The sequence below is a fragment of the Pseudomonas sp. SBT1-2 genome, assembly GCF_028640875.1.
Classification (GTDB): Bacteria; Pseudomonadota; Gammaproteobacteria; order Pseudomonadales; family Pseudomonadaceae; genus Aquipseudomonas; species Aquipseudomonas chlororaphis_I.
This window is the reverse complement of the sequence record NZ_JAQZAA010000044.1, coordinates 85,658-106,271: the sequence shown is the minus strand read 5'-3', so window position 1 is coordinate 106,271 and position 20,614 is coordinate 85,658. Positions and strand designations below refer to the sequence as shown.

20 protein-coding genes, 1 tRNA gene and 1 pseudogene are annotated in these 20,614 nt (G+C 61.8%); 2 read left to right on the top strand and 20 right to left on the bottom strand.

Features of this window, described 5'->3' with window-relative positions:
* Nucleotides 1-612 (bottom strand): MFS transporter (locus PVZ78_RS04230; RefSeq protein WP_273828263.1); only part of this gene is annotated, 612 nt, incomplete at its 3' end.
* 193 nt (nt 613-805) lie between these two features.
* On the opposite strand from PVZ78_RS04230, the gene PVZ78_RS04225 reads away from it, so the two are divergent.
* Nucleotides 806-2,542 carry an IlvD/Edd family dehydratase gene (locus PVZ78_RS04225; RefSeq protein ID WP_016703395.1) on the top strand — a complete coding sequence of 579 codons (1,737 nt, stop codon included), beginning with the start codon at nt 806-808 and terminating at the stop codon, nt 2,540-2,542.
* 109 nt (nt 2,543-2,651) lie between these two features.
* Nucleotides 2,652-3,374: a FadR/GntR family transcriptional regulator gene (locus PVZ78_RS04220; protein WP_009050459.1), complete on the top strand. Its 723-nt coding sequence runs from the start codon at nt 2,652-2,654 to the stop codon at nt 3,372-3,374.
* Nucleotides 3,375-3,388: 14 nt separating this feature from the next.
* Here PVZ78_RS04220 and PVZ78_RS31725 read toward each other — a convergent pair.
* From PVZ78_RS31725 to PVZ78_RS04130, 19 genes and pseudogenes are all read right to left on the bottom strand, one after another.
* Nucleotides 3,389-3,517, bottom strand: a pseudogene (locus PVZ78_RS31725) (DNA polymerase V subunit UmuC); the annotation flags it as partial.
* Between the two features lie 97 nt (nt 3,518-3,614).
* Nucleotides 3,615-4,538, bottom strand: coding sequence for a hypothetical protein (locus PVZ78_RS04215; RefSeq protein ID WP_273828262.1), 924 nt, complete (start codon nt 4,536-4,538; stop codon nt 3,615-3,617).
* Nucleotides 4,535-5,503, bottom strand: a complete 969-nt coding sequence (locus tag PVZ78_RS04210; RefSeq protein ID WP_028683230.1) for a hypothetical protein — start codon at nt 5,501-5,503, stop codon at nt 4,535-4,537. The genes PVZ78_RS04215 and PVZ78_RS04210 overlap by 4 nt, the downstream gene beginning before the upstream one ends.
* A 4-nt stretch (nt 5,504-5,507) precedes the next feature.
* Nucleotides 5,508-7,190: a hypothetical protein gene (locus PVZ78_RS04205; protein ID WP_016703391.1), complete on the bottom strand. Its 1,683-nt coding sequence runs from the start codon at nt 7,188-7,190 to the stop codon at nt 5,508-5,510.
* Between the two features lie 95 nt (nt 7,191-7,285).
* Entirely contained in the window at nt 7,286-9,586 is a 2,301-nt protein-coding gene (locus PVZ78_RS04200) for a hypothetical protein (protein ID WP_009050463.1), read from the bottom strand.
* A 546-nt stretch (nt 9,587-10,132) separates the two neighbouring features.
* Nucleotides 10,133-10,208: transfer RNA gene (locus PVZ78_RS04195), tRNA-Lys, on the bottom strand.
* Nucleotides 10,209-10,271: 63 nt separating this feature from the next.
* Entirely contained in the window at nt 10,272-10,973 is a 702-nt protein-coding gene (gene queC / locus PVZ78_RS04190) for a 7-cyano-7-deazaguanine synthase QueC (protein WP_053269774.1), read from the bottom strand.
* Nucleotide 10,974: 1 nt separating this feature from the next.
* Nucleotides 10,975-11,622 carry a 7-carboxy-7-deazaguanine synthase QueE gene (gene queE / locus PVZ78_RS04185; RefSeq protein ID WP_009050465.1) on the bottom strand — a complete coding sequence of 216 codons (648 nt, stop codon included), beginning with the start codon at nt 11,620-11,622 and terminating at the stop codon, nt 10,975-10,977.
* Between the two features lie 166 nt (nt 11,623-11,788).
* Nucleotides 11,789-12,613, bottom strand: coding sequence for a tol-pal system protein YbgF (gene ybgF, locus PVZ78_RS04180; protein WP_028683233.1), 825 nt, complete (start codon nt 12,611-12,613; stop codon nt 11,789-11,791).
* Nucleotides 12,614-12,619: 6 nt separating this feature from the next.
* Nucleotides 12,620-13,117 (bottom strand): peptidoglycan-associated lipoprotein Pal, encoded by a 498-nt coding sequence (pal, locus tag PVZ78_RS04175; RefSeq protein WP_003178634.1) that lies wholly within the window; start codon nt 13,115-13,117, stop codon nt 12,620-12,622.
* A 52-nt stretch (nt 13,118-13,169) separates the two neighbouring features.
* On the bottom strand, nt 13,170-14,429 hold the full coding sequence (gene tolB / locus PVZ78_RS04170; RefSeq protein ID WP_007931107.1) for a Tol-Pal system beta propeller repeat protein TolB: 1,260 nt from the start codon (nt 14,427-14,429) through the stop codon (nt 13,170-13,172).
* Nucleotides 14,430-14,467: 38 nt separating this feature from the next.
* Nucleotides 14,468-15,547 carry a cell envelope integrity protein TolA gene (gene tolA, locus PVZ78_RS04165; RefSeq protein ID WP_007931108.1) on the bottom strand — a complete coding sequence of 360 codons (1,080 nt, stop codon included), beginning with the start codon at nt 15,545-15,547 and terminating at the stop codon, nt 14,468-14,470.
* Nucleotides 15,547-15,999, bottom strand: coding sequence for a protein TolR (gene tolR / locus PVZ78_RS04160; RefSeq protein ID WP_007931110.1), 453 nt, complete (start codon nt 15,997-15,999; stop codon nt 15,547-15,549). Before tolR ends, tolA begins: the two co-directional genes overlap by 1 nt.
* Before the next feature lie 14 nt (nt 16,000-16,013).
* On the bottom strand, nt 16,014-16,709 hold the full coding sequence (gene tolQ / locus PVZ78_RS04155) for a protein TolQ (protein WP_009050466.1): 696 nt from the start codon (nt 16,707-16,709) through the stop codon (nt 16,014-16,016).
* Nucleotides 16,699-17,166, bottom strand: coding sequence for a tol-pal system-associated acyl-CoA thioesterase (ybgC, locus tag PVZ78_RS04150; RefSeq protein WP_009050467.1), 468 nt, complete (start codon nt 17,164-17,166; stop codon nt 16,699-16,701). The genes tolQ and ybgC overlap by 11 nt, the downstream gene beginning before the upstream one ends.
* Before the next feature lie 139 nt (nt 17,167-17,305).
* On the bottom strand, nt 17,306-18,364 hold the full coding sequence (gene ruvB, locus PVZ78_RS04145; protein ID WP_009050468.1) for a Holliday junction branch migration DNA helicase RuvB: 1,059 nt from the start codon (nt 18,362-18,364) through the stop codon (nt 17,306-17,308).
* The gene (gene ruvA / locus PVZ78_RS04140; RefSeq protein WP_273828261.1) at nt 18,365-18,973 is read right to left on the bottom strand and encodes a Holliday junction branch migration protein RuvA; all 609 of its coding nucleotides are present in this window, start codon (nt 18,971-18,973) and stop codon (nt 18,365-18,367) included.
* Nucleotides 18,974-19,087: 114 nt separating this feature from the next.
* Nucleotides 19,088-19,612 (bottom strand): crossover junction endodeoxyribonuclease RuvC, encoded by a 525-nt coding sequence (ruvC, locus tag PVZ78_RS04135; protein ID WP_007931118.1) that lies wholly within the window; start codon nt 19,610-19,612, stop codon nt 19,088-19,090.
* 162 nt (nt 19,613-19,774) lie between these two features.
* Nucleotides 19,775-20,521: a YebC/PmpR family DNA-binding transcriptional regulator gene (locus tag PVZ78_RS04130; protein WP_007931120.1), complete on the bottom strand. Its 747-nt coding sequence runs from the start codon at nt 20,519-20,521 to the stop codon at nt 19,775-19,777.
* Between the last annotated feature and the right edge of the window lie 93 nt (nt 20,522-20,614).

The window sequence follows — 20,614 nt, the reverse complement described above, 5'->3', positions numbered from 1 at the left end:
CCAGCTGACCTGTTGCGGGCCGTCGGGCAGGTAACGCAGCACCGGCCAGGTCAGCAGGATCGCCGGCGTGCCGATGACGATGAACAGCCACTGCCAGCCGTGCAGGCCGAGGATGCCGTCCATGCCCAGCAGGCCGCCGGACACCGGGCCGGTGATCATCATCGCGATGGGTTGGGACAGGATGAACAGCCCGAGGATCTTGCCGCGATGGCGCACCGGGAACCATTGGGTGATGTAGTAGAGAACGCCGGGGAAGAACCCGGCTTCCGCCGCGCCGAGCAGAAAGCGCATCAGATAGAAGCTGTAGGGGCCCTGGACAAACGCCATGCCAATGGTGATGGCGCCCCAGGTGATCATGATCCGGGCGAACCAGCGCCGTGCGCCGAAGCGGTCGAGCATCAGGTTGCTGGGGATTTCCAGGAGGAAGTAGCCGATGAAGAACAGGCCGGCGCCCAACCCATAGGCCGCATCGCCAATGCCTATATCGGCGCCCATGTGCAACTTGGCGAAGCCGACGGCGGAACGATCCACGTAGGCGATCAGGTACAGCAGGATCAGGAAGGGAATCAGTTTCAGCGTGATGCGCCGGACAAGCCGCAGCTCCTGGCTCATGAGATCGGTCTCCGATTGTTGTTTTTATAGAAGCTCGGGGGACGCCTCTCGCGGAAAACCGCCAGGGCCATACCTCAGTTGAAAACGACTATATAGTATTACTATTTAGTCAACAATACTTCCAAACCCAAGATTTTGCGCTTATGTTATGGCCATACCAGAACAATATAGTCTTACAATAAGAGAGCTGACCATGTCTGATAAGAAACCTAACCTGCGCTCCGCCCACTGGTTCGGTACCGCCGACAAGAACGGCTTCATGTACCGCAGCTGGATGAAGAATCAGGGCATCGCCGACCACCAGTTCCATGGCAAGCCCATCATCGGGATCTGCAATACCTGGTCGGAGCTGACCCCGTGCAACGCGCACTTCCGCCAGATTGCCGAGCATGTCAAACGCGGGGTGATCGAGGCCGGCGGCTTTCCCGTGGAGTTCCCGGTGTTCTCCAACGGCGAGTCGAACCTGCGCCCGACCGCCATGCTCACCCGCAACCTGGCCAGCATGGATGTCGAGGAAGCCATTCGCGGCAACCCGATCGATGGCGTGGTACTGCTGACCGGCTGCGACAAGACCACCCCGGCACTGCTGATGGGCGCGGCCAGTTGCGACGTGCCGGCCATCGTCGTCACCGGCGGGCCGATGCTCAATGGCAAGCACAAGGGCCAGGACATCGGTTCGGGGACCGTGGTGTGGCAGCTCAGCGAACAGGTCAAGGCCGGCACCATCACCCTCGACGACTTCCTTGCGGCCGAGGGCGGCATGTCGCGTTCGGCGGGCACCTGCAACACCATGGGCACCGCCTCGACCATGGCCTGCATGGCCGAGGCCCTGGGCACTTCCCTGCCCCACAACGCGGCGATCCCGGCGGTCGATGCCCGCCGCTATGTACTGGCGCACATGTCCGGCATGCGCGCGGTGGAGATGGTTCGCGAAGACTTGAGGCTGTCGAAGATCCTCACCAAGGAGGCGTTCGAAAATGCCATCCGCGTCAACGCCGCCATCGGCGGCTCGACCAACGCGGTGATTCACCTGAAAGCCATCGCCGGGCGCATCGGCGTCGAACTCGATCTGGACGACTGGACCCGCATCGGTCGCGGCATGCCGACCATCGTCGACCTGCAACCGTCCGGGCGCTTCTTGATGGAGGAGTTCTACTATGCCGGCGGCCTGCCGGCAGTGTTGCGCCGCCTCGGCGAAGCCAAGCTGATTCCCCACCCGGATGCACTGACGGTCAACGGCAGATCCATCGGCGAAAACACCCGGGAGGCACCGATCTACGGCCAGGACGAAGTGATCCGCACCCTGGACAATCCGATCCGCGCGGACGGCGGCATCTGTGTGCTGCGCGGCAACCTGGCGCCCCTCGGCGCCGTGCTCAAGCCGTCCGCCGCCAGCGCCGAACTGATGCAGCATCGCGGCCGCGCGGTGGTGTTCGAGAACTTCGACATGTACAAGGCGCGGATCAACGACCCGGAACTGGAGGTCGACGCCGACTCGATCCTGGTGATGAAGAACTGCGGCCCCAAGGGTTACCCCGGCATGGCGGAGGTCGGCAACATGGGTTTGCCGGCCAAGTTGCTGGCCCAGGGCGTGACCGACATGGTGCGGATTTCCGACGCGCGCATGAGCGGCACCGCGTATGGCACCGTGGTCCTGCACGTGGCACCGGAAGCGGCGGCCGGCGGCCCGTTGGCGGCGGTGAAGGAAGGTGACTGGATCGAACTGGACTGTGCCAGCGGGCGCCTGCACCTGGATATCCCCGAGGACGAACTGGCGGCGCGCATGGCCGACCTGCAGGCACCGCAGTCGCTGATCGTCGGCGGCTATCGCCAGCTGTACATCGACCACGTACTGCAGGCGGACCAGGGCTGCGACTTCGATTTCCTGGTGGGTTGCCGGGGCGCCGAGGTCCCGCGGCATTCCCACTGAGGGGGCTGATGCGGGCCTGTCGCCCACCGGCTCAGGCATGCAGGAGCGCCTGATAGATACGGGAGCGATGTTATGATGCAGCCAATTTCTTCAGAGCAGCCTCCCTGTTATGGATCACCAGCCTTCCAAACCCCGCAAGAGCATGCATGCCCGGATCGTTCAGGATCTGGGCATGCACATCGTCTCCGGACGCTTCAAGCCGGAAGATAGATTGCCCTTGGAGGCAACGCTGTGTGAGGAATACCAGGTCAGCCGCTCGGTGCTGCGCGAAGCCACCCGGGTGCTCAGTGCCAAGGGCCTGGTGTACTCCAAGCCACGGGTCGGCGCGGTGGTGCGGCCACGGGCGAAATGGCACTTGCTGGACCCGGACGTGCTGTCCTGGTTGATGCAGTCGACGCCCCACAGCGAGTTCTTCAACACCCTGGCCGGCGTGCGCCGCATCCTCGAGCCGGAAATCGCCGCCATGGCCGCCACCACCGCGACCGACCCGGACATCGCGGTGATCGAGAAAGCCTACCAGTCCATGGAGACGGCCAAGACCCACGAGGAGCTCTTGCAGGCCGACCTGGATTTTCACCGGGCGATCGCCGACGCCACCCGCAACGACTTGCTCGCCTACATGTGCAACATGCTGTCGCTGCCGCTGCGCGAGTCCATCAGCATCACCAACCGCCGCCCCGACATCCAGCGTCTCAGCCTGCCCCGGCACAAGGCGATCCTGACCGCCATCAAGAATCGCGACGCCCTCGGCGCCCGGCACGCCTCGCTGGTGCAACTGGACGACACCCGCGTAGCCCTGGACACCGTGATGAATGTCCTGACCCCGCTGTAAGCCACGCCAGCAGACCGGTGACGCAGTGCCACTGGGTCGGCCCTGGCCAGGTCCATGGCGGTCTTGATGCCCACCGCCTCAAAATGCGTTTTCATTCGGCGGCCCTCGGACACATCGATGTTGCGCAACCCCCAGTCGCGCTTATGTTCACTACGCCGCTAGAGCGCGTAGCTCGAGGAGAATGCGACGTGCCGTGCTGCCCGAGCTTGCTTTGATCTGGAATACGGCTCGCCCCCTTCACTAAGGGCTTGGCGTCGTGGCTGCGAGCAATGACGCAGCCGTCATGGCTGACGGGCGACGACAGAGTTGCCGCGCTTGCTGGAGCACAGGCGCACGCCAGACGATTCGCCCATCGTCCGAACTGCAGACCGGGGTATTGAGCGGCCAGCCGGCAGGATCGGCCGCGTACGACCAGCCAAGGTCCCGCAGCTTGTCCCGGCACGGCAGCAACTCGGTCACACCCAGGCGGATCGCGCGATCGAGCGCATGACCGAGTTCGGCCGGATGCGGATAGTAAGGCGTCAGCAGGAACGCTCGCTGCGGCGATGTGCCCGCCCACGCGAGTCCGGCATCCACCATGTCGACGATCGCGGCCAGTGCGCAGGCATGCTCAGGCCCCGCACGCTTGAGCAATGCAGCAACGTTGATGTTCACGCATAGATCGACGATGTTCGGGTAGACCAATTCATCCAGCCAGGTCAGATAGACGCCTTCGCGATACCAGGGCCTTGCATCGGCTGCGACCCACCTCAGGCGAAACGCCTCGAGCACCCGGCGCGCGGCGAGCGTCAACTGCTGCGCCGGCCAGCGGCCGCCGTCGACCAGCGCAAGGGTGAAGAGTGCGGTGTCGTCGGCGTCCGGCAACAGCGCAATGGGCATCCACTCCGGCTGTCGATCGGGCGGATAGAACGAGAACGCGCCGCGCCGGTCCGGCCGCTCGCAGCACGCCAGGAAGTCGAGCGCGCGCATGCGTGCCGTGGCCAGCGCTGGTGTCGCGGGCCATGCCGAGAGCTCATGCAGGACCAGCGCGGTCACGAAACCGTTCTCGTCGGCGACCGGGCCTGTCGGCAGATCGACGATGGAGCCGAACGCACCGCTGGGCGATTGCGCGGCGAGCAGCGCATCCAGCGCGGCTGCGCTGGCGCCCGGGTGGACGCCGCTCATGTCGGCTCCAGTGGCGGCGCAACGCCAAAGGTGACGCCGAGTCCGGCGTCGCCGTACAGGGTGATGCCAAACATGGTGTGATGGGTTGTCGGGTCGTCGAGCGCGGCGAGCGGCTCCGTCAATTGCGCGTAGAAGCGCAGATCCCATCCGTGGCGCCGGCCAAGCTCCAGGATCCGCGCACGGGTCCGTCCATCGCCGCCGAACAACGCGCGTGCGTGGGTGTAGAGCGTGAACGCGGTTGGCTCGCCACGCGCCGAGACCGAATAGCTGAAACCGTACAGATCGCCCGGGAGTTCGCGCCAGATCGGCAGGACGCAGCATTCGCCCAACAGCTCGACGAGTTCGCGGTAGCGCGACGCAAGATTCACCCGCGCCAGCAGCGCGACCAGGTCGGGCGCGATCATGCCTTCGATTCGCGAGTAGAACTCCGTGCGCTGCGAGTCGGGGTCCACGCCGATCAGCTCGATGTGCTGCTGCTTGTCCGGAAGCGACTTGGGCCTGCCGATCACCTCGGCGGCGAAGGCGTCGGCATCGGCCGCCGCATCCTTCGGCACCTCGAAGTAGAGCTTGGTGCGACACTGCCCCGCGCGATGCCGCCCACCGACATACGCGCCGAAGCGCAGCGGATGACCGGCCTGGAGCCGGCGAACCGCGTCGACGGTGGACGCAGGCACCGGCGCGGCGCCAAGCGCCGCCAGCTGCCCGAGCGCGGTATCGACCCTGCCGCGCGGATCGCTGCCGGGCAGCGCCGGGTCGAACGTATAGCGCAACGCATCGTCAGCGGTGGAGAACGCGATCTCGACCGGGAAGCCGCTCATGGTCAGCAGGCTGCCCGTGAAGCCGTCGGCCGCCCGGACCCGATCGTCGAGCAGGCGCAGGAGCTGCGCACGCGCCTGCTCCGCGTCGTTGCCGTGAAAGTGCCGGGCGATCTGCAGCGTGCGCTCGAGTGCCGGGTGCCAGGCCATCGCGCTATCCCTGCCCGGTGCCGCGCGGGGGCAGAACCAGCAGCATGCTCGTCTGATTGTTCGCGGACTCGATACGCGTCGTCCCGTCTGCCAGGTAATAAAGGGCAAGGTAATCGTAGATCGGCGTCACACCGTCGACGGATGTGCTACTTGCATACTCGTAGCCGCTTTCGCGGGTGAACGTGAAGTCTTGCCCGTCGCCTGGCGGGTTGGTGAACGTTACCGTCACCTTCACCTGCTCGTTCACGCTCCAGTCGATCCGCGATGGATCGAGCGTGACCGACGCGGGCAGCGTATGAGGCGTGATGTCCACGCTGACGGCGGCTGTCGGGATATCGAACGGCGTGAGCTCATCGTTGACCTGCAGCGTGCCCGCGAAGCTGGTCGCGGCTGAATCCGGATCGACCACCATGTACCGGTACGTGATGGACGGATGGACGCGGTCGAGCGTGACACCCGCCGGACCGAAGCCCTGGATCGCCCATGTCCATGACGGGATACCCAGGTTGCCCGATTCGCTCGTGCTGAGCGCAAGCTGCACCTGATCCCCCACGCCGAGCCTGTGCGCGGTCAACGTGACCGACTTCTCCTGCAACGGAGACTCGGCCTTGACGAACGCGAGGGCGGGCTGCGCGCCGGGCTGGATGACGGTGCCGGTCTCCTGACCGGCCTGGTCCGGCGTCTTGCCGGCGATCGTGTACTCGAGCCAGTAGGAGAACGAACCCGGCGTATAGTCGCTGCGCGCGACGAGGCGCACCGGCAGCGCGCTCCTCTCGCTATTCCCGCCGAACTCATAGCGGACGCTGACGCTCTGGATGAGGGCGGGCATCTGGCCGTCGAGGACGAAGTCGCGAATGCCGACCTCGTCGAGCGTGATCGATGTCGCGCCCAGCCCGTCGATCTCGCCCGAGTCGAACGGCTGGAGTCCCGCCTCCGGCTTGAACGTGACGACGTAGCGATAGTGGTAGTCGAGCCACCACGCGACCGGGGAAATCGCCGTCTGGAAGATGCCGGTCGACCATGGCTGTGTGCGGCCCGGATTGAAGACGTTGTGACCAGGCGCCCCGCCCGGGTTGGCGACGGTCAGCGCGATCGATTCGATCGGCAGCGTTTCGAAGTAGTCCGCGACCGGCGAGAAAGTGACCGGTGTGACGGGCGGCAGCGCCGGTAGCACCAGCAGCGGCGTCGAACCGGCGCCCGACTGCACCCAGGTCGAGTCGTCGTTCAGCGTGTAGGTCGCCGTCCATGGGTAACCTGCGGGCGGCAGCGACAGCCAGCGGGCGGTGGCGCTGGCGGTGGTGAAGGTCAGCGAATGACCGGCGAGCTCCACGTCGATGCGCGCGACCCGGGTCCAGTCGATCAGCAGCGGTGTGACGGTGACAGCGGTGGTGGCGGGAATGCCGGCGCCGACCTGGATCGTCGTACCGTCGGCCACCGTGAGCGGAATCGGCGTGGCTTCGCCGGTGGGGCCGAATTGCTGGCCCTCATACAGGACACCGCCGGCGGTGGCGGGGCCAGGGTCGAACTGCCACGTGTCCTCCGGATGCGCGGCGGTGAGCGCGCACCAGTGGTTCGCGCAGTAATTGTGCTCCGTGTCGAGATAAACGAGATTCAGCACGATCAAGCTGAGCGGTGGGGTATCCCCGTCCAGCCCGTGACCGACGATGCGATAGAGGATGTTCGCCATGGTGGCTCCGAACCTATGAGTACGTGCAGGAATGCGGGGGCAACAGCCCCCGCGACATTGCAGTCCGCCCGGCGCAAGCCGGGCGGTGGCGCACGTTATTTCACACTCGTGAGCGCTTCCTCTCTGGCCACGTTGACGCCCGTGATTAGACGAAGGTGAGCTGCCTCGATCGCGTGCGCATGCTCTTGCGGAACGAGGTAGGGCCGTTCGTTGGCCAGCACCTGCCTCTCGCTCCATGTCCTTGGCAGCACGAGCAACGCCGATGTCATCTTCGTCTGTTGGATGACGACTGGCGCTGCGTCCTTCGGATAGTAGGCACCCGAGTAGTACCAGGTCAGGCTGGGCTCCTGCCCGTCGAGCATGAACGAGTAGTACTGACTGCCCGTTCCCTTGAGGAACTGGAACGGGTGCTGCTTGATCGGTTGCCCGGTCGCATTCAGCAGGTAGATGTCGATCTTGACCATGTCATACAGGTTCCACTGGATCAGCGACGGATCGATGGTCACCATGGTCGGAGTCTGCTTTGCGGTAACGTTGATCGGTTGCCGCTGCGGCACGTACCACGGCGTCGGGTAACCGATGATTTCGCCGTCGTCTACGTATTGCACCGTCACGTCGCAGTAGGCGTTCTTGTTGTTCGGCGCGAGGAATTTCCACGGGTCGATCGGATCGCCTTTCTGGTCGACCTGCCAGACATTGCCCTGCACCGAAATGCTGTTGTCCGGATCGACGTAGTACGCGGATACATAGACGTTTTCCATGCCCGGCGTCCATACCGGATACAGGGTGACCTGCTGCAGGGCCAGCGGGGATCCGATCTGCACAGAGTTCTGGTTGGTTGGCTGGCTGGGCGCGAGGGACACGCGCGAACCGTCGCCCATGACGTAGATCACCGAGTAGGTGTAGTTCGTCGTATAAGGGAGCGCGGTCAGGAACGATACGGGCCACTTTTCCTCGTTCGCATAGAACACATAGTTCAGCGTCTTGGCCTCTGCCGCCTGGCCGGGTGCCACGTTGGTATTGACGAATACGAAGTCGACTTGCACTTGCCGCACCGATTGCGCAGAGGTCCCAAACTGGATGCCCGACGTCTGGAACGTAACGGCCAGCGCTGCGAGCGAACCGGCAGTGAATGTCACGCTCGCGCCTCCCACGGCGGCGGCGTCGCCCTGGATCGTCGGCGACTCATACGACGTTTTGTCCGTGTAGGTAACGATGTATTTGTACGAATAGCGCAGGTTGGGCGAGCCATCCGGATTGCTGACCGCGGGGCGCTTGAAGGGCCAACTGGTGTTGTCCTTGGTCAGGGTCGCGGAGTCGTTGCCCGACGGCGATTGCACCAGAACCTGCACCGAGGCGACCCCGGCGCTGATCAGGTCGACGTTGGTCAGCTGGAACACGACCGAGAGCGGGGTGTAGTCGACCACCTTGTAGACCCGATCCCACACATCCGCCGGGAAGGCAGGCAGCAGGCTCGACGACTGCGCAATCCAATCGACCACCGTGTTCTGCGAGTAGGTGTACGAGAACGAACTCACCTGGCTCATGCTGAAGGAGTAGTCGTTTCCTGATGGATTGTTCGTCTGCATCATCGCGATGGTCGCGTTGACGGACTGGGTGACGGCATTCTGCAAGGTTTGCTGCGCCCAGTTGGTGATCGCCTGCCCCTGCGCCGACATCGGGTCGATCTTGCCCCAGATATAATCGATCGTGCCGGACTGCGACTGGCTCAGGTACTGATTGATTTCGACGGTGCGGCTGGTTTCCGAACCCCAGACGTTTTTGTCGACCTGGATGGTCTGCTCGTACTGATAGGCGACGCTCGAGTCGAATCCAATCGTGACCGTCACGCCCGGTAACGATCCCGGCACGTGCATCTGGTACTGGACATCGTACGTGCCACCACCACCCGGGCTGCTGAACGCGGTGATGAACGCCGCGACCGCGGCCTGGTCCGGCAGGGAGATCAAGAACGACGCACGGGCGCTCGCCTGCCCGATATCACCGGTGGTCGGCGCCAGAGAAGGCCAGGCCACCGCCGAATAGCTGTGTATCTGCCCGTCTTTGTCGGGATACTGGTAGTTGAACCAGGTGGTACCGAGAGTCCAGTCCCAGCCGCCGATCCGGACGTCGCTGCCGAACTTCTGCTGCACGGCCTCGATGGCCCCCGGCGGAGTTTGCAGCACAGTCTGGAAATTGCACTGTCCGGAAACGCCCGCGCCATTCGTGAACTGCTGCAGCGAGAATTCCGGCAGACCGCTCGTGGCGATCGCGAATTGCGGCTGCGGAACGATGTAATACTTTTTCGCGTCCTGATTGTCCTTGTAAATCTGGATCGTGTATGACCTTCCGCCGAAATCGTACTTCAAGGTATCCGAGGTTCCGATATCCAACATAACTCTGTCTCCCGTAACGTCCTGTGACATGAAGTGAGCGTCGTGCCGGAGCGCTCGACCTTGTCACCCGCGTTCCGGCGAGCGTTGTTTGAGTCATTGATAAGGACGAGTGAGCGGCCGGATCATCATTCGGGCATTTTTGAGCACCGGCAACTACCAGAGTTGGTAGGTGCATGTGGCATGTATTCTGCTTTTTCGTATCGAACCGGATGCTGTCCGATCGCGGCCTTTGAGTGGCCGAATGGCATCGGGTCTGGTGCAGGCGTGCATCGTCGCAACGCGTTCGTGCATGTGAGACGACATGGATGGGTAGTGGCCTGTGCTCCCTTCATGAGGGGGAGAATGCTGAAGCCACAAGATCATGAAGGGCCATGGGCGGTATGGGCCGAAAGAAGCGCGGTAGGACCATCACAAGTACGTAGACCTTAGAGGCCCCTGTTGTACCTTGAACACCTTCCAGCCCCGCCCCCTCTTTTCTGCAGGCAAAAAAAAACCCGAAAATCCTCACTTTCGTGGGCCTTTCGGATTTTAAATACTGCTAGAAAATGGTGGGTCGTGTGGGATTCGAACCTACGACCAATTGGTTAAAAGCCAACTGCTCTACCAACTGAGCTAACGACCCGCTGTGTGGTGGCGCGTATAATACTGATTTATAAAAAGAATTCAACACCCAATATGAAAAAAATCAAAAATAAGCTGTTGGGTCGCTGACACCGGCCGCGGCAAAACCTTCTGCACGCAGACGGCAGCTGTCGCACTTGCCGCAGGCACGCCCTTGATCATCGGCCTGGTAGCAGGACACGGTCAGGCCGTAATCAACCCCGAGCTTGACGCCTGCCTTGACGATATCGGCCTTGCTCAGGTTCTGCAGTGGTGCCTGGATACGGAATCCCTGCCCCTCTACCCCGGCCTTGGTCGCCAGGTTGGCCATGCGCTCGAAGGCCTCGACGAACTCCGGACGGCAATCCGGGTACCCCGAATAGTCCACGGCGTTGACACCAATGAAGATGTCCCGCGCGCCCAACACTTCCGCCCAGCCCAGTGCCAGGGACAGGAACACGGTGTTACGTGCCGGCACGTAGGTGACGGGGATCCCTTCGCTCGGAGCCTCGGGCACATCGATGGAGCTGTCGGTCAGCGCGGAGCCGCCGATACCGTTGAGGTTGAGGCCGATCACCTTGTGCTCGACCACGCCCAGGTCGCGAGCGACACGCTCGGCCGCCTGCAACTCGGCGCGATGACGCTGGCCGTAATCGAAGCTCATGGTGTAGCAGCGGTAACCTTCGGCACGGGCCATGGCCACCACGGTGGCCGAATCCAGACCGCCGGACAGCAGGATTACCGCACGCTTTTCAGCGGCCACTTGGTTCTGTGCTTGATCAGTCATATCAGCGCCCCGGCTCGTCATTCCAAAGATATTTATGCAGCTGCAATTGCAGGCGCACCGGCAGGTTATCCGCGACGATCCAGTCGGCCAGATCGCGCGCATTCAGGTCGTGATGGCTCGGCGAGAACAGCACCTCGCCCGCCCGCCGCTCCAGACCATACTGGATCAGCTTGGAAACCGCCCAGTCGTAGTCCTCACGGGAACAGATGACAAACTTGACCTGGTCGTTCGGCGTCAGCAGCTCGATGTTTTCATAACGATTGCGCTGGACCTCTTCCGATCCCGGCGTCTTCAGGTCGAGCACTCGACTGACCCGCGGATCGACCGCGGAAATATCCAGGGCTCCGCTGGTTTCCAGCGAGACTTCGTAACCGGCGTCACACAGCTGCTTGAGCAGGGGAATGGCGTTAGGTTGCGCCAGAGGTTCGCCCCCGGTCACACAGACGTAACGCGGGCGGAAACCGGCGACCTGCTCGAGAATGCTCTCGAGGGTGCGGATGGTGCCGCCGCTGAAGGCATAGGCACTGTCGCAGTACTGGCAACGCAGCGGACAACCGGTCAGGCGCACAAATACCGTGGGCAGGCCGGCAGTCCGAGTTTCACCCTGCAACGAGTAGAAAACTTCGGTAATTCTCAATGTGTCTTGCATAGTCGCCACGGGCGTAACAGCTAAACAGGCTGTCCGCCTCCGTCAGGCACCTCGAGGAATCCCGCAAACACGGTAATCCCAGGAAGCGTGTTTCATAAAAAGGGCATGGATTCTAACGAAAAAACCCGCGGCAAGCGCGGGTTTCTTCCAAACAGCTCAAACTCGATTACATGCGTTGCAGATCGCGCTGAGCCAGCTGGGCGGCGGAAGTACCCGGATATTGGGCCACCACCTGCTGCAGAATGCCCTTGACCTTGTCAGTGTGACCCAGGCGGCGCTCTACGTCAGCCAGCTTGTACAGCGAGTCCGGCACCTTGGCATGCTTCGGATACAGCTGGGATACCTTGGCGAATGCCTGGCCGGCCCCTTGCAGGTCGCCTTTGGCCAGGTTCACTTCGCCCAACCAGTACTGGGCATTACCCGCGTACTGGCTATTCGGGTATTTACGCAGGAACGCGGCGAAAGCCTGGCTGGCCTTGTCGAAGTCCTTGGCCTTGATCAGGTCGAAGGCTGCCTCGTAATACAGCTTTTCCTTCGCCGGATCGCCCGGTTCACTGCTTGCCGCTGGAGCTTGCGAGGCAGCCCCGGCAGCGGCACCGGCGGCACTTGCATCACCACCGGCAGAAGAATTATCAGGAGTCGCGGCAGGTGCACCGCCCGCTCCAATGCGCCGATCAAGATCCTGGTAACGCTCCAGGCTTTCCTGCTTCATGCGCGCAATATCGTTTTGCAGTACTTCAATCACACCTTGTTGCCGTGCGATTTGATCCTGCATTTGCTGCAGTTGCTGGAACAGCTCGCCCTGTGCCGAGACAGGGGTCGAAACCCCTCCCCCGGCATAGGCGCCGTTCGTGCCATAACCCGCTGGCGGATAACTGCCTCCGCTATTGTTATAGCCCGAGTTGTTATCGACCACAGGAACCGCAGCCCACACCGAAAACGGCGCGAGGCTGAGAGCCAAGACAGTTAGAGCACGACGGCACGTTCGCATGACGAATTACTTACGCAGTTCGACGCGACGGTTTTGAGCCCAGGACTGCTCGTCGTTGCCGGTAGCAACTGGACGCTCTTCGCCGTAGGAAACCAGTTCCAGCTGAGCTGGGGAAACGCCTTGCAGCACCAGGTAGCGCTGAACGGCTTTCGCACGACGCTCGCCCAGAGCCATGTTGTACTCACGAGTACCACGTTCGTCGGTGTTGCCTTCCAGAACAACGCGAGCGCCGTTTGCTTTCAGGTCCTTGGCGTGAACGTCCAGAGCGCGCATGGCTTCTGGCTTCAGGTCCGAGCTGTCGTATTCGAAGTAGAAGGTGGTGATTGCGCGCAGAGCGGCTTCTTCGCTCAGGGAGCCGTCAACTGCACCGGTGTTAGCGCCGTAACCAGCGTTTGGATCAACAGCGCCTTCACCAGCGTTGTCGCCGCCTTTGGAGGAGCAACCTACAGCTACAGCCATGGCCAGAGCCAGCGCAGCAAACTTACCAAACTTCAGCATTTCCATCGTGAAACTCCTAATGAACCCCAGTGTGTTAAGTAAAACGTAAAGCGCCGCGTCAGTTCAGGTAAGGGGACCAGGACGGTTCTCTGACTTCGCCTTGAGCGGTAGGAAGCGGGAGCCTCACGCGTCCATTAATGGACACGAGCATCAAGACTCCCCGGCCCTGCTGGCGGGTGGCGTAGATTACCATGGTGCCGTTGGGCGCAACAGTAGGCGACTCATCAAGTGTGCTGTCGGTAAGGATTTTTACGTTGCCACGCTGCAAATCCTGGGCAGCTACCTTGAAGTTTGTGAAGCCGTCCTGCCGGTGAATCATGACCAGGGTTTTTTCATCCGCGGACAGTTTCGGGTTGGCGTTGTAGTTGCCCACGAAAGTCACCCGTTCCGCACCGCCACCACCGGCGCTGGTCTTGTAGATCTGTGGTTTGCCGCCACGGTCCGAGGTGAAGTAGATGGTCGAACCATCCTTGCCCCAGAACGGTTCGGTGTTGATGCCAGGACCTGCGGTCACACGCGAGATCTGACGCGACCCCAGGTTCATCACATAGATGTCCGGGTTGCCGTCCTTGGACAGCACGAACGCCAGGCGCTGGCCGTCCGGCGACCAGGCAGGCGCGCCGTTCAGGCCTTCGAAGTTGGTGATCTGCTCGCGACGGCCAGTGTCGATGTGCTGAACGAAGATGCGCGGACGCTTCTGTTCGAACGACACATAGGCAATGCGCTTGCCGTCCGGCGCGAAGCGCGGCGACAGGATCGGCTCACGGGATTGCAGCAGGGTCACCGCACGCGCGCCGTCATAGTCGGAGCGTTGCAGGGTGTAGCGCGTGTTCTTCTCGGAGAAACGCTCTGCCGTGACATACAGCATGCGAGTCGAGAAGGCGCCCTTGATACCGGTGAGCTTCTCGAACGACTGGTCGGAGATGTAGTGAGCCATGTCGCGCAGCTGGTCGACGCTGCCCGAGACGCTACCGGTCAGCACTTGCTGTTCGGTGGCGACGTTGAACAGGGCGTATTGCACCTGCAGGCGACCGCCCGCCGGGACAATGCTGCCGACCATGATGTACTGGGCGCCCAGGGCCTTCCAGTCACGGTAGATGACTTCGCTGGCCTGGGTCGGCAGGCTGATCATGTTCTGCTTTGGAATCGGCGAGTAGTAACCCGAGTTGCGCAGGTCGTTGCCGATGATTTCAGCCATGTCGTCGGGCAGCACGCTGCCCCCTTGCCAACCGAACGGCACTACGGCGATGGGCGTGGCCCGGTCACTGCCACTGGTGACCAGAATGTTCTTTTCATCCGCTGTCGCTATCCCTGCCATACAGCAAATAACGACAAGCAATCCTCGAAGAAGGTTTCTCACAAGGCTAGATCCTCAGGTGTGAATGTCATCTTGAATGAACGATACGGAGCGAAATCGCTCGGCTTCATTCCCTGCATTTCTGTCAAACGTCCAATGTTCTTGACCGCAGCTACCGCCGAGGCATCGAACGGACCATCGCCGCTGGACTTGGCCACCGACACGGAAGTCACCGTACCATCCGGCAACATGCCGATTTGCAGCACGACAGTCATGTTGTTGCGCGCCGAAGGAGGACGAGCCCAGCCTTCCGCCGCACGAGCACGAATCAGATCGTCGAAACTGCCCGCGACTTCGTCGCCCTGCTCGTCCGCCAAGGCCTGCTGACGCTGCGGCGTGTCGGAAAGCAAATCAGCCAGGGCCTGGGCCTTTTTATCTTCGGCGGATTTACGCGCTGCTTCCTGAGCCTTTTTCTTGGCTGCGTCGGCGGCGGCTTTCTTCTTCGCGTCCTCGGCGACCTTCTTCTTCGCCTCGTCTGCTTCAGCTTTCTTCTTGGCGTCTTCCGCGGCTTTCTTCTTCGCGTCTTCGACTATCTTTTTCTTCGCCTCTTCAGCGGCCTTTTTCTTGGCCTCTTCTTCGGCGGCTTTCTTGGCTTCTTCTTCGGCTTTCTTTTTGGCTATATCAGCCAATTGTTTCTCTTCAGCCTTTTTCGCTTCCGCAGCCTTCTTCGCGTCGTCGGCTTTCTTGGCTTCATCAGCCTTCTTCGCCTCATCCGCTTTCTTGGCTTCGTCGGCCTTTTTCGCTTCCTCGGCTTTTTGAGCAGCCTCTTCTTTCTTTTGTTCCGCAGCCTTGACCGCTTCCTGCTCGACCTTTTTCTGCTCCATCTGCTCGACTTCGGTCTGGCGCGCGGCGGATTTCTTCGCCTCTCCCGCAATCTTCTGATTGGTCTGGGTGGTCGCCTGACTTTTCGATTTCAGCTGATACAGGGTCGCCTGGACGATCGGCTTGGACGGCGGCAACTCCGGCGTCATGGCAAAACTGACGAACAGCATGCCGAACACCAGAACGTGCAGGGCAATTGCCCACACGCTAGGCCAGAAGTAGCTTTCCGAGGCGGACGGCTCTCGCTGTTGCTGCATCAGGGCGCCTCGGTAATCAGGCCAACGTTACCGACGCCGGCCTTCTGCAGCCCGCCCATGGCGCCCATGACGGCACCGTAGTCAACGGACTTGTCGCCGCGAATGAACACCTGGGTATGCTTGCCGCCTTCATTGCCGGCGCGAATGATCTTGGTCACGGCGTCGGTCATCTGCGGCAAGGTCATGGCCTTGTCCATCTGCTTGTCGGTGTCGACTTCGCTACCAAGGTTCCAGTAGTAGGTCTTGTCAGCCTTGATCGAAATGGTCAGGACCTGGGTGTTGTTGTCCTGCGGCAAGGCTTCGCTGGAAACCTTGGGCAGATCGACTTTCACGCCCTGATTGAGCATCGGCGCGGTCACCATGAAGATAACCAGCAGTACCAACATCACGTCGATGTAGGGCACCACGTTCATCTCGGCAACCGGCTTGCGTTTGTGGCGAACTCGGGCCATGGGGATTTACCTGCTCACTCTTCGCTGGTGTGCACTTTACGGTGCAGGATCGCCTGGAACTCGTCGGCGAAGGTGTAGTAACGGCTGATCAGGGTCTCGCCACGGGCCGCAAAACGGTTATAGGCAATAACGGCCGGGATCGCGGCAAACAGGCCGATCGCGGTGGCGATCAGGGCTTCGGCGATACCCGGTGCTACGGTCGCCAGGGTCGCCTGCTGGGCGCTGGCCAGGCCGCGGAAGGAGTTCATGATCCCCCAGACGGTACCGAACAGACCGATGTACGGGCTGACCGAACCGACGGTGGCGAGGAACGGCAGGCTCTGCTCGAGCTTCTCTTCTTCGCGGGAGATGGCGACACGCATGGCACGCGCGACACCTTCCATGACCGCCTCGGGATCAACGCCCGATTGCTGGCGCAGGCGCGAAAACTCTTTGAAACCGGCACGGAAGATCTGCTCCACACCGGAATCAGGGTCCGGGTTGCTGCCCGCCTGACGGTACAGCTTGGACAGGTCGATGCCCGACCAGAAGCGCTCTTCGAAGCTCTCCAGGGCGCGTCGACCGGCGCGCAGCAGGTTGCTGCGCTGAAAGATCATGACCCATGAGGTCACCGATGCGGCTACCAGGGTCAGCATTACCAACTGCACAACGATGCTGGCATTGCTGACCAAGCTCCACATGGAGGAATGGTCGACGACGTTAGCTTCCACGCTTTATCTCCTGCTCTGAGTGTGTACCCGCGCCGCTCACGTCGGCAAAGGCCGCACGTAGAGCTTCGGGAATGGCCCGGGGTTTCAAATTGTCGGTGCGCACACAGGCCACCAGAAACTGCCCTTCGCAGAGCAGTGCATTATCCGTGGCTCGCCTGACCTGCTGTTTGAAGCGCAGGCTGGCCCGGTTCAATTCGATGACTTCTGCACTTACCAGAAGCTCGTCGTCCAGTCGCGCCGGCGCGTGGTAGCGCGCTTCGCTGGAATGCACGACGAACAACAGGTTCTCCCCTGCCAGCTGCGATTGGGCAAAGCCCAGATCTCGTAGCCGCTCGGTTCGAGCCCGTTCCATAAACTTAAGGTAATTAACGTAATACACGATGCCGCCGGCATCGGTGTCTTCGTAATAAACGCGACAACGATGTGCGAACGACCCAAGCCCGTTTTGCGCGCGCATACTCTAGTGCTTACTCCTCAGGTTGCCAATCCGGCCAGGCAACTGTTTTTCATTCTCGAACGCCTTTCTGGCGAAATAACGGCAATGCCAGCCCCCTAGGACCACACAGGCTGCGAATAAATCGCTGCCCAAGCGGTTATTAATCGTCCACGGCATCGAGGAATTCGTCTACTACGGGCATCTCGCCCAATCGTGACGGGATGTTAAGACCGAAGTGCAGATAGGCATGCCGGGTCACTACACGGCCCCGCGGCGTACGCATGATATAGCCCTGCTGGATCAGATAGGGCTCGAGTACGTCCTCGATGGTGTGCCGCTCTTCGCTGATCGCGGCCGCCAGGCTGTCGACCCCCACCGGCCCGCCGTCGAACTTCTCGATCATGGTCAACAACAGGCGCCGGTCCTGGTGGTCGAAGCCACGCTCGTCGACATCCAGCAGGTTCAGCGCCAGGTCGGCGATGGGCTTGGTGATGTGGCCCTTGGCACGAACCTCGGCAAAGTCCCGCACCCGACGCAACAAACGGTTGGCGATACGCGGCGTGCCGCGGGCGCGCCGGGCGATTTCGAAGGCGCCGTCCGGGTCCAGCGGCAAACCGAGAATGCCGGCGGAACGCCCGACAATGGTCGCCAGGTCCGCGGTGCTATAGAACTCCAGGCGCTGGACAATGCCGAAGCGATCGCGCAGCGGGTTGGTCAACATGCCCGCGCGAGTCGTCGCCCCCACCAGGGTGAACGGCGGCAGGTCGAGCTTGATCGAACGGGCCGCTGGCCCTTCGCCGATCATGATGTCCAGCTGGAAATCTTCCATGGCCGGGTACAGCACTTCCTCGACGATCGGCGACAGACGATGGATCTCATCGATAAACAGTACGTCGTTCGGTTCGAGATTGGTCAGCAGCGCCGCCAGGTCCCCGGGGCGCTCCAGCACCGGGCCCGAGGTGCTCTTGATCGACACCCCCATTTCCTGGGCGATGATGTTGGCCAGCGTGGTCTTGCCCAGCCCCGGCGGGCCGAAGATCAGGGTGTGGTCCAGCGACTCGTTGCGCCCGCGGGCAGCCTGGATGAACAGCTCCATTTGCTCGCGCACCGTCGGCTGGCCGATGTATTCGGCCAGGCTGACGGGGCGAATCGCACGGTCCTGGACTTCCTCGCGCTCACGGGGGCCCGTGGCGGCGATCAGACGATCTGCTTCTATCACTTAAATCATTCCCTTCAGCGCGCGGCGAATCATGTCTTCACTGCTCAGGCCTTTTTCCTTGATCGCGGAAACCGCCTTGCTGGCTTCCTGCGGCTTGTAGCCCAGGGAGATCAAGGCACTGACCGCATCGGTCTCGGCACTGGCCACCGGCATCGGCGCGTCCGGCTGGTTCGGCACCAGGGCAAACATGCTCGGCACGGTTTCCCAGGCCTTGAAGCGGTCCTTGAGCTCGACCAGCAGACGCTCCGCGGTCTTTTTACCGACCCCCGGCACCTTGGTCAGCGCCGAGGTGTCCTGTGCTTGCACGCAACGCACCAGTTCGTCGACCTCCAGGCTGGACATCAGCGCCAGCGCCAGTTTCGGCCCTACACCATTGAGGCGAATCAGTTCGCGAAAGAAGTCCCGCTCGCGCTTGCTGGCAAAGCCATAGAGTAACTGGGCATCTTCACGCACGACCAAATGGGTGTGCAGGGTGAGCGGTTCACCGACCGACGGCAGGCGGTACAGGGTGGTCATGGGGACTTCCACCTCGTAACCCAGACCGTTTACATCGAGAATCAGGTGCGGCGGCTGTTTTTCAGTCAAGGTGCCGCGCAAGCGTCCAATCACGTTTCAGATCCTTAGCTCAGGCCAGAACAGCGGCCGACGGGTCACAGAGCGAAGATCCGGGCCGGGCAGACAGGCGCGGGATGCTCCACTCATCAAATGTTTGCGCAGATGCTATCAGAGACGCAGGCGGCCGCCACGACTGCGTGCGGTACCCAGGCCGTGGGGCAGCAGGCTGGAACGGGTGTGGGCATGACAGATGGCAATCGCCAGGGCGTCCGAAGCGTCGATCTGCGGCTTGCTGGTCAACTTGAGCAAGTGCATGACCATCATTTGCACCTGTTCCTTGTTGGCCCCGCCGGTGCCCGCCACGGCCTGCTTGACCTGAGTGGCGGTGTATTCGGCGATTTCCAGGCTTTCCTCGGCCCCCGCCACAATCGCCGCGCCACGGGCCTGGCCCAGTTTCAGGGCCGAGTCGGCGTTACGCGCCATGAACACCTTTTCAATGCCCATGGTCACCGGACCGTAGGTCTGAATGACCTCACGAACCCCGCGATAGACGATTTGCAGCCGCTCATGCAGCTCGCCGGCGCCCGTGCGAATACAGCCCGAAGCCACGTACACGCAGCCACGCCCGGTATCACGTACCACGCCGTAACCGGTGATGCGCGAACCCGGGTCGATACCAAGAATAAGAGTCATAACGCCTGCAAAGAGAAAATTCGGTTGCCTAAGGTAACGCCGGGAGAAGCTGGAGAAACAAAAAATCGCAGCCTTCGACAGCTCCCCTACAGGTACAGCGTAACCCTGTGTGTAAAGGGGGGAAACCGCCGAAGGCTGCGATCTTTTATCGTGCTATCAGCATCAGCCGAGTTGCTCGGCCACCGACTGGGGAATATCCGCGTTGGAGTAGACGTTCTGCACATCGTCCAGGTCTTCGAGCATGTCGATCAGCTTGAGGATCTTCTCGGCGCCTTCCAGGTCCAGCTCGGCGCTGGTGGTCGGCTGCATGACGATTTCCGCGTCGTCGCCCTTGAAACCGGCCTCTTCGAGTGCGTTGCGTACCGCATAGAAGCCAGTGAACGAGGTAAACACATCGATCGAGCCGTCTTCGTGAACAACCACGTCATCGGCGTCGGCTTCCAACGCCGCATCGGTCAGTGCGTCCTCATCGACGCCCGGCGCAAAGCTGATCTGCCCCTTGCGTTCGAACAGATACGCCACCGAACCGTCGGTACCCAGGTTGCCGCCACATTTGCTGAACGCATGGCGCACGGCCGCTGCGGTACGGTTGCGGTTGTCGGTCATGCATTCGACCATCACCGCCACGCCGCCCGGGCCATACCCCTCATAGGTCAGCTCTTCGACGTTGTCGGCCTCGGTCGCACCAGCGCCACGGGCAATGGCGCGATCGATGATGTCGCGGCTCATGTTGGCGCCCAGGGCCTTGTCCAGGGCCAGACGCAAACGCGGGTTGGAACCGGGTTCGCCACCGCCCTGGCGAGCGGCGACCGTCAGCTCACGGATCCACTTGGTGAAAATCTTGCCTCTCTTGGCATCCTGACGCTCTTTGCGGTGCTTGATGTTCGCCCACTTGGAATGACCTGCCATAACGCGCTCCAAATTCTCTTTGAAACAATGCCCGCAACGCCTGTAACGGCGGGCGGGCAACAAATATCTCGACCCAATAGAAAAAGGCGCATC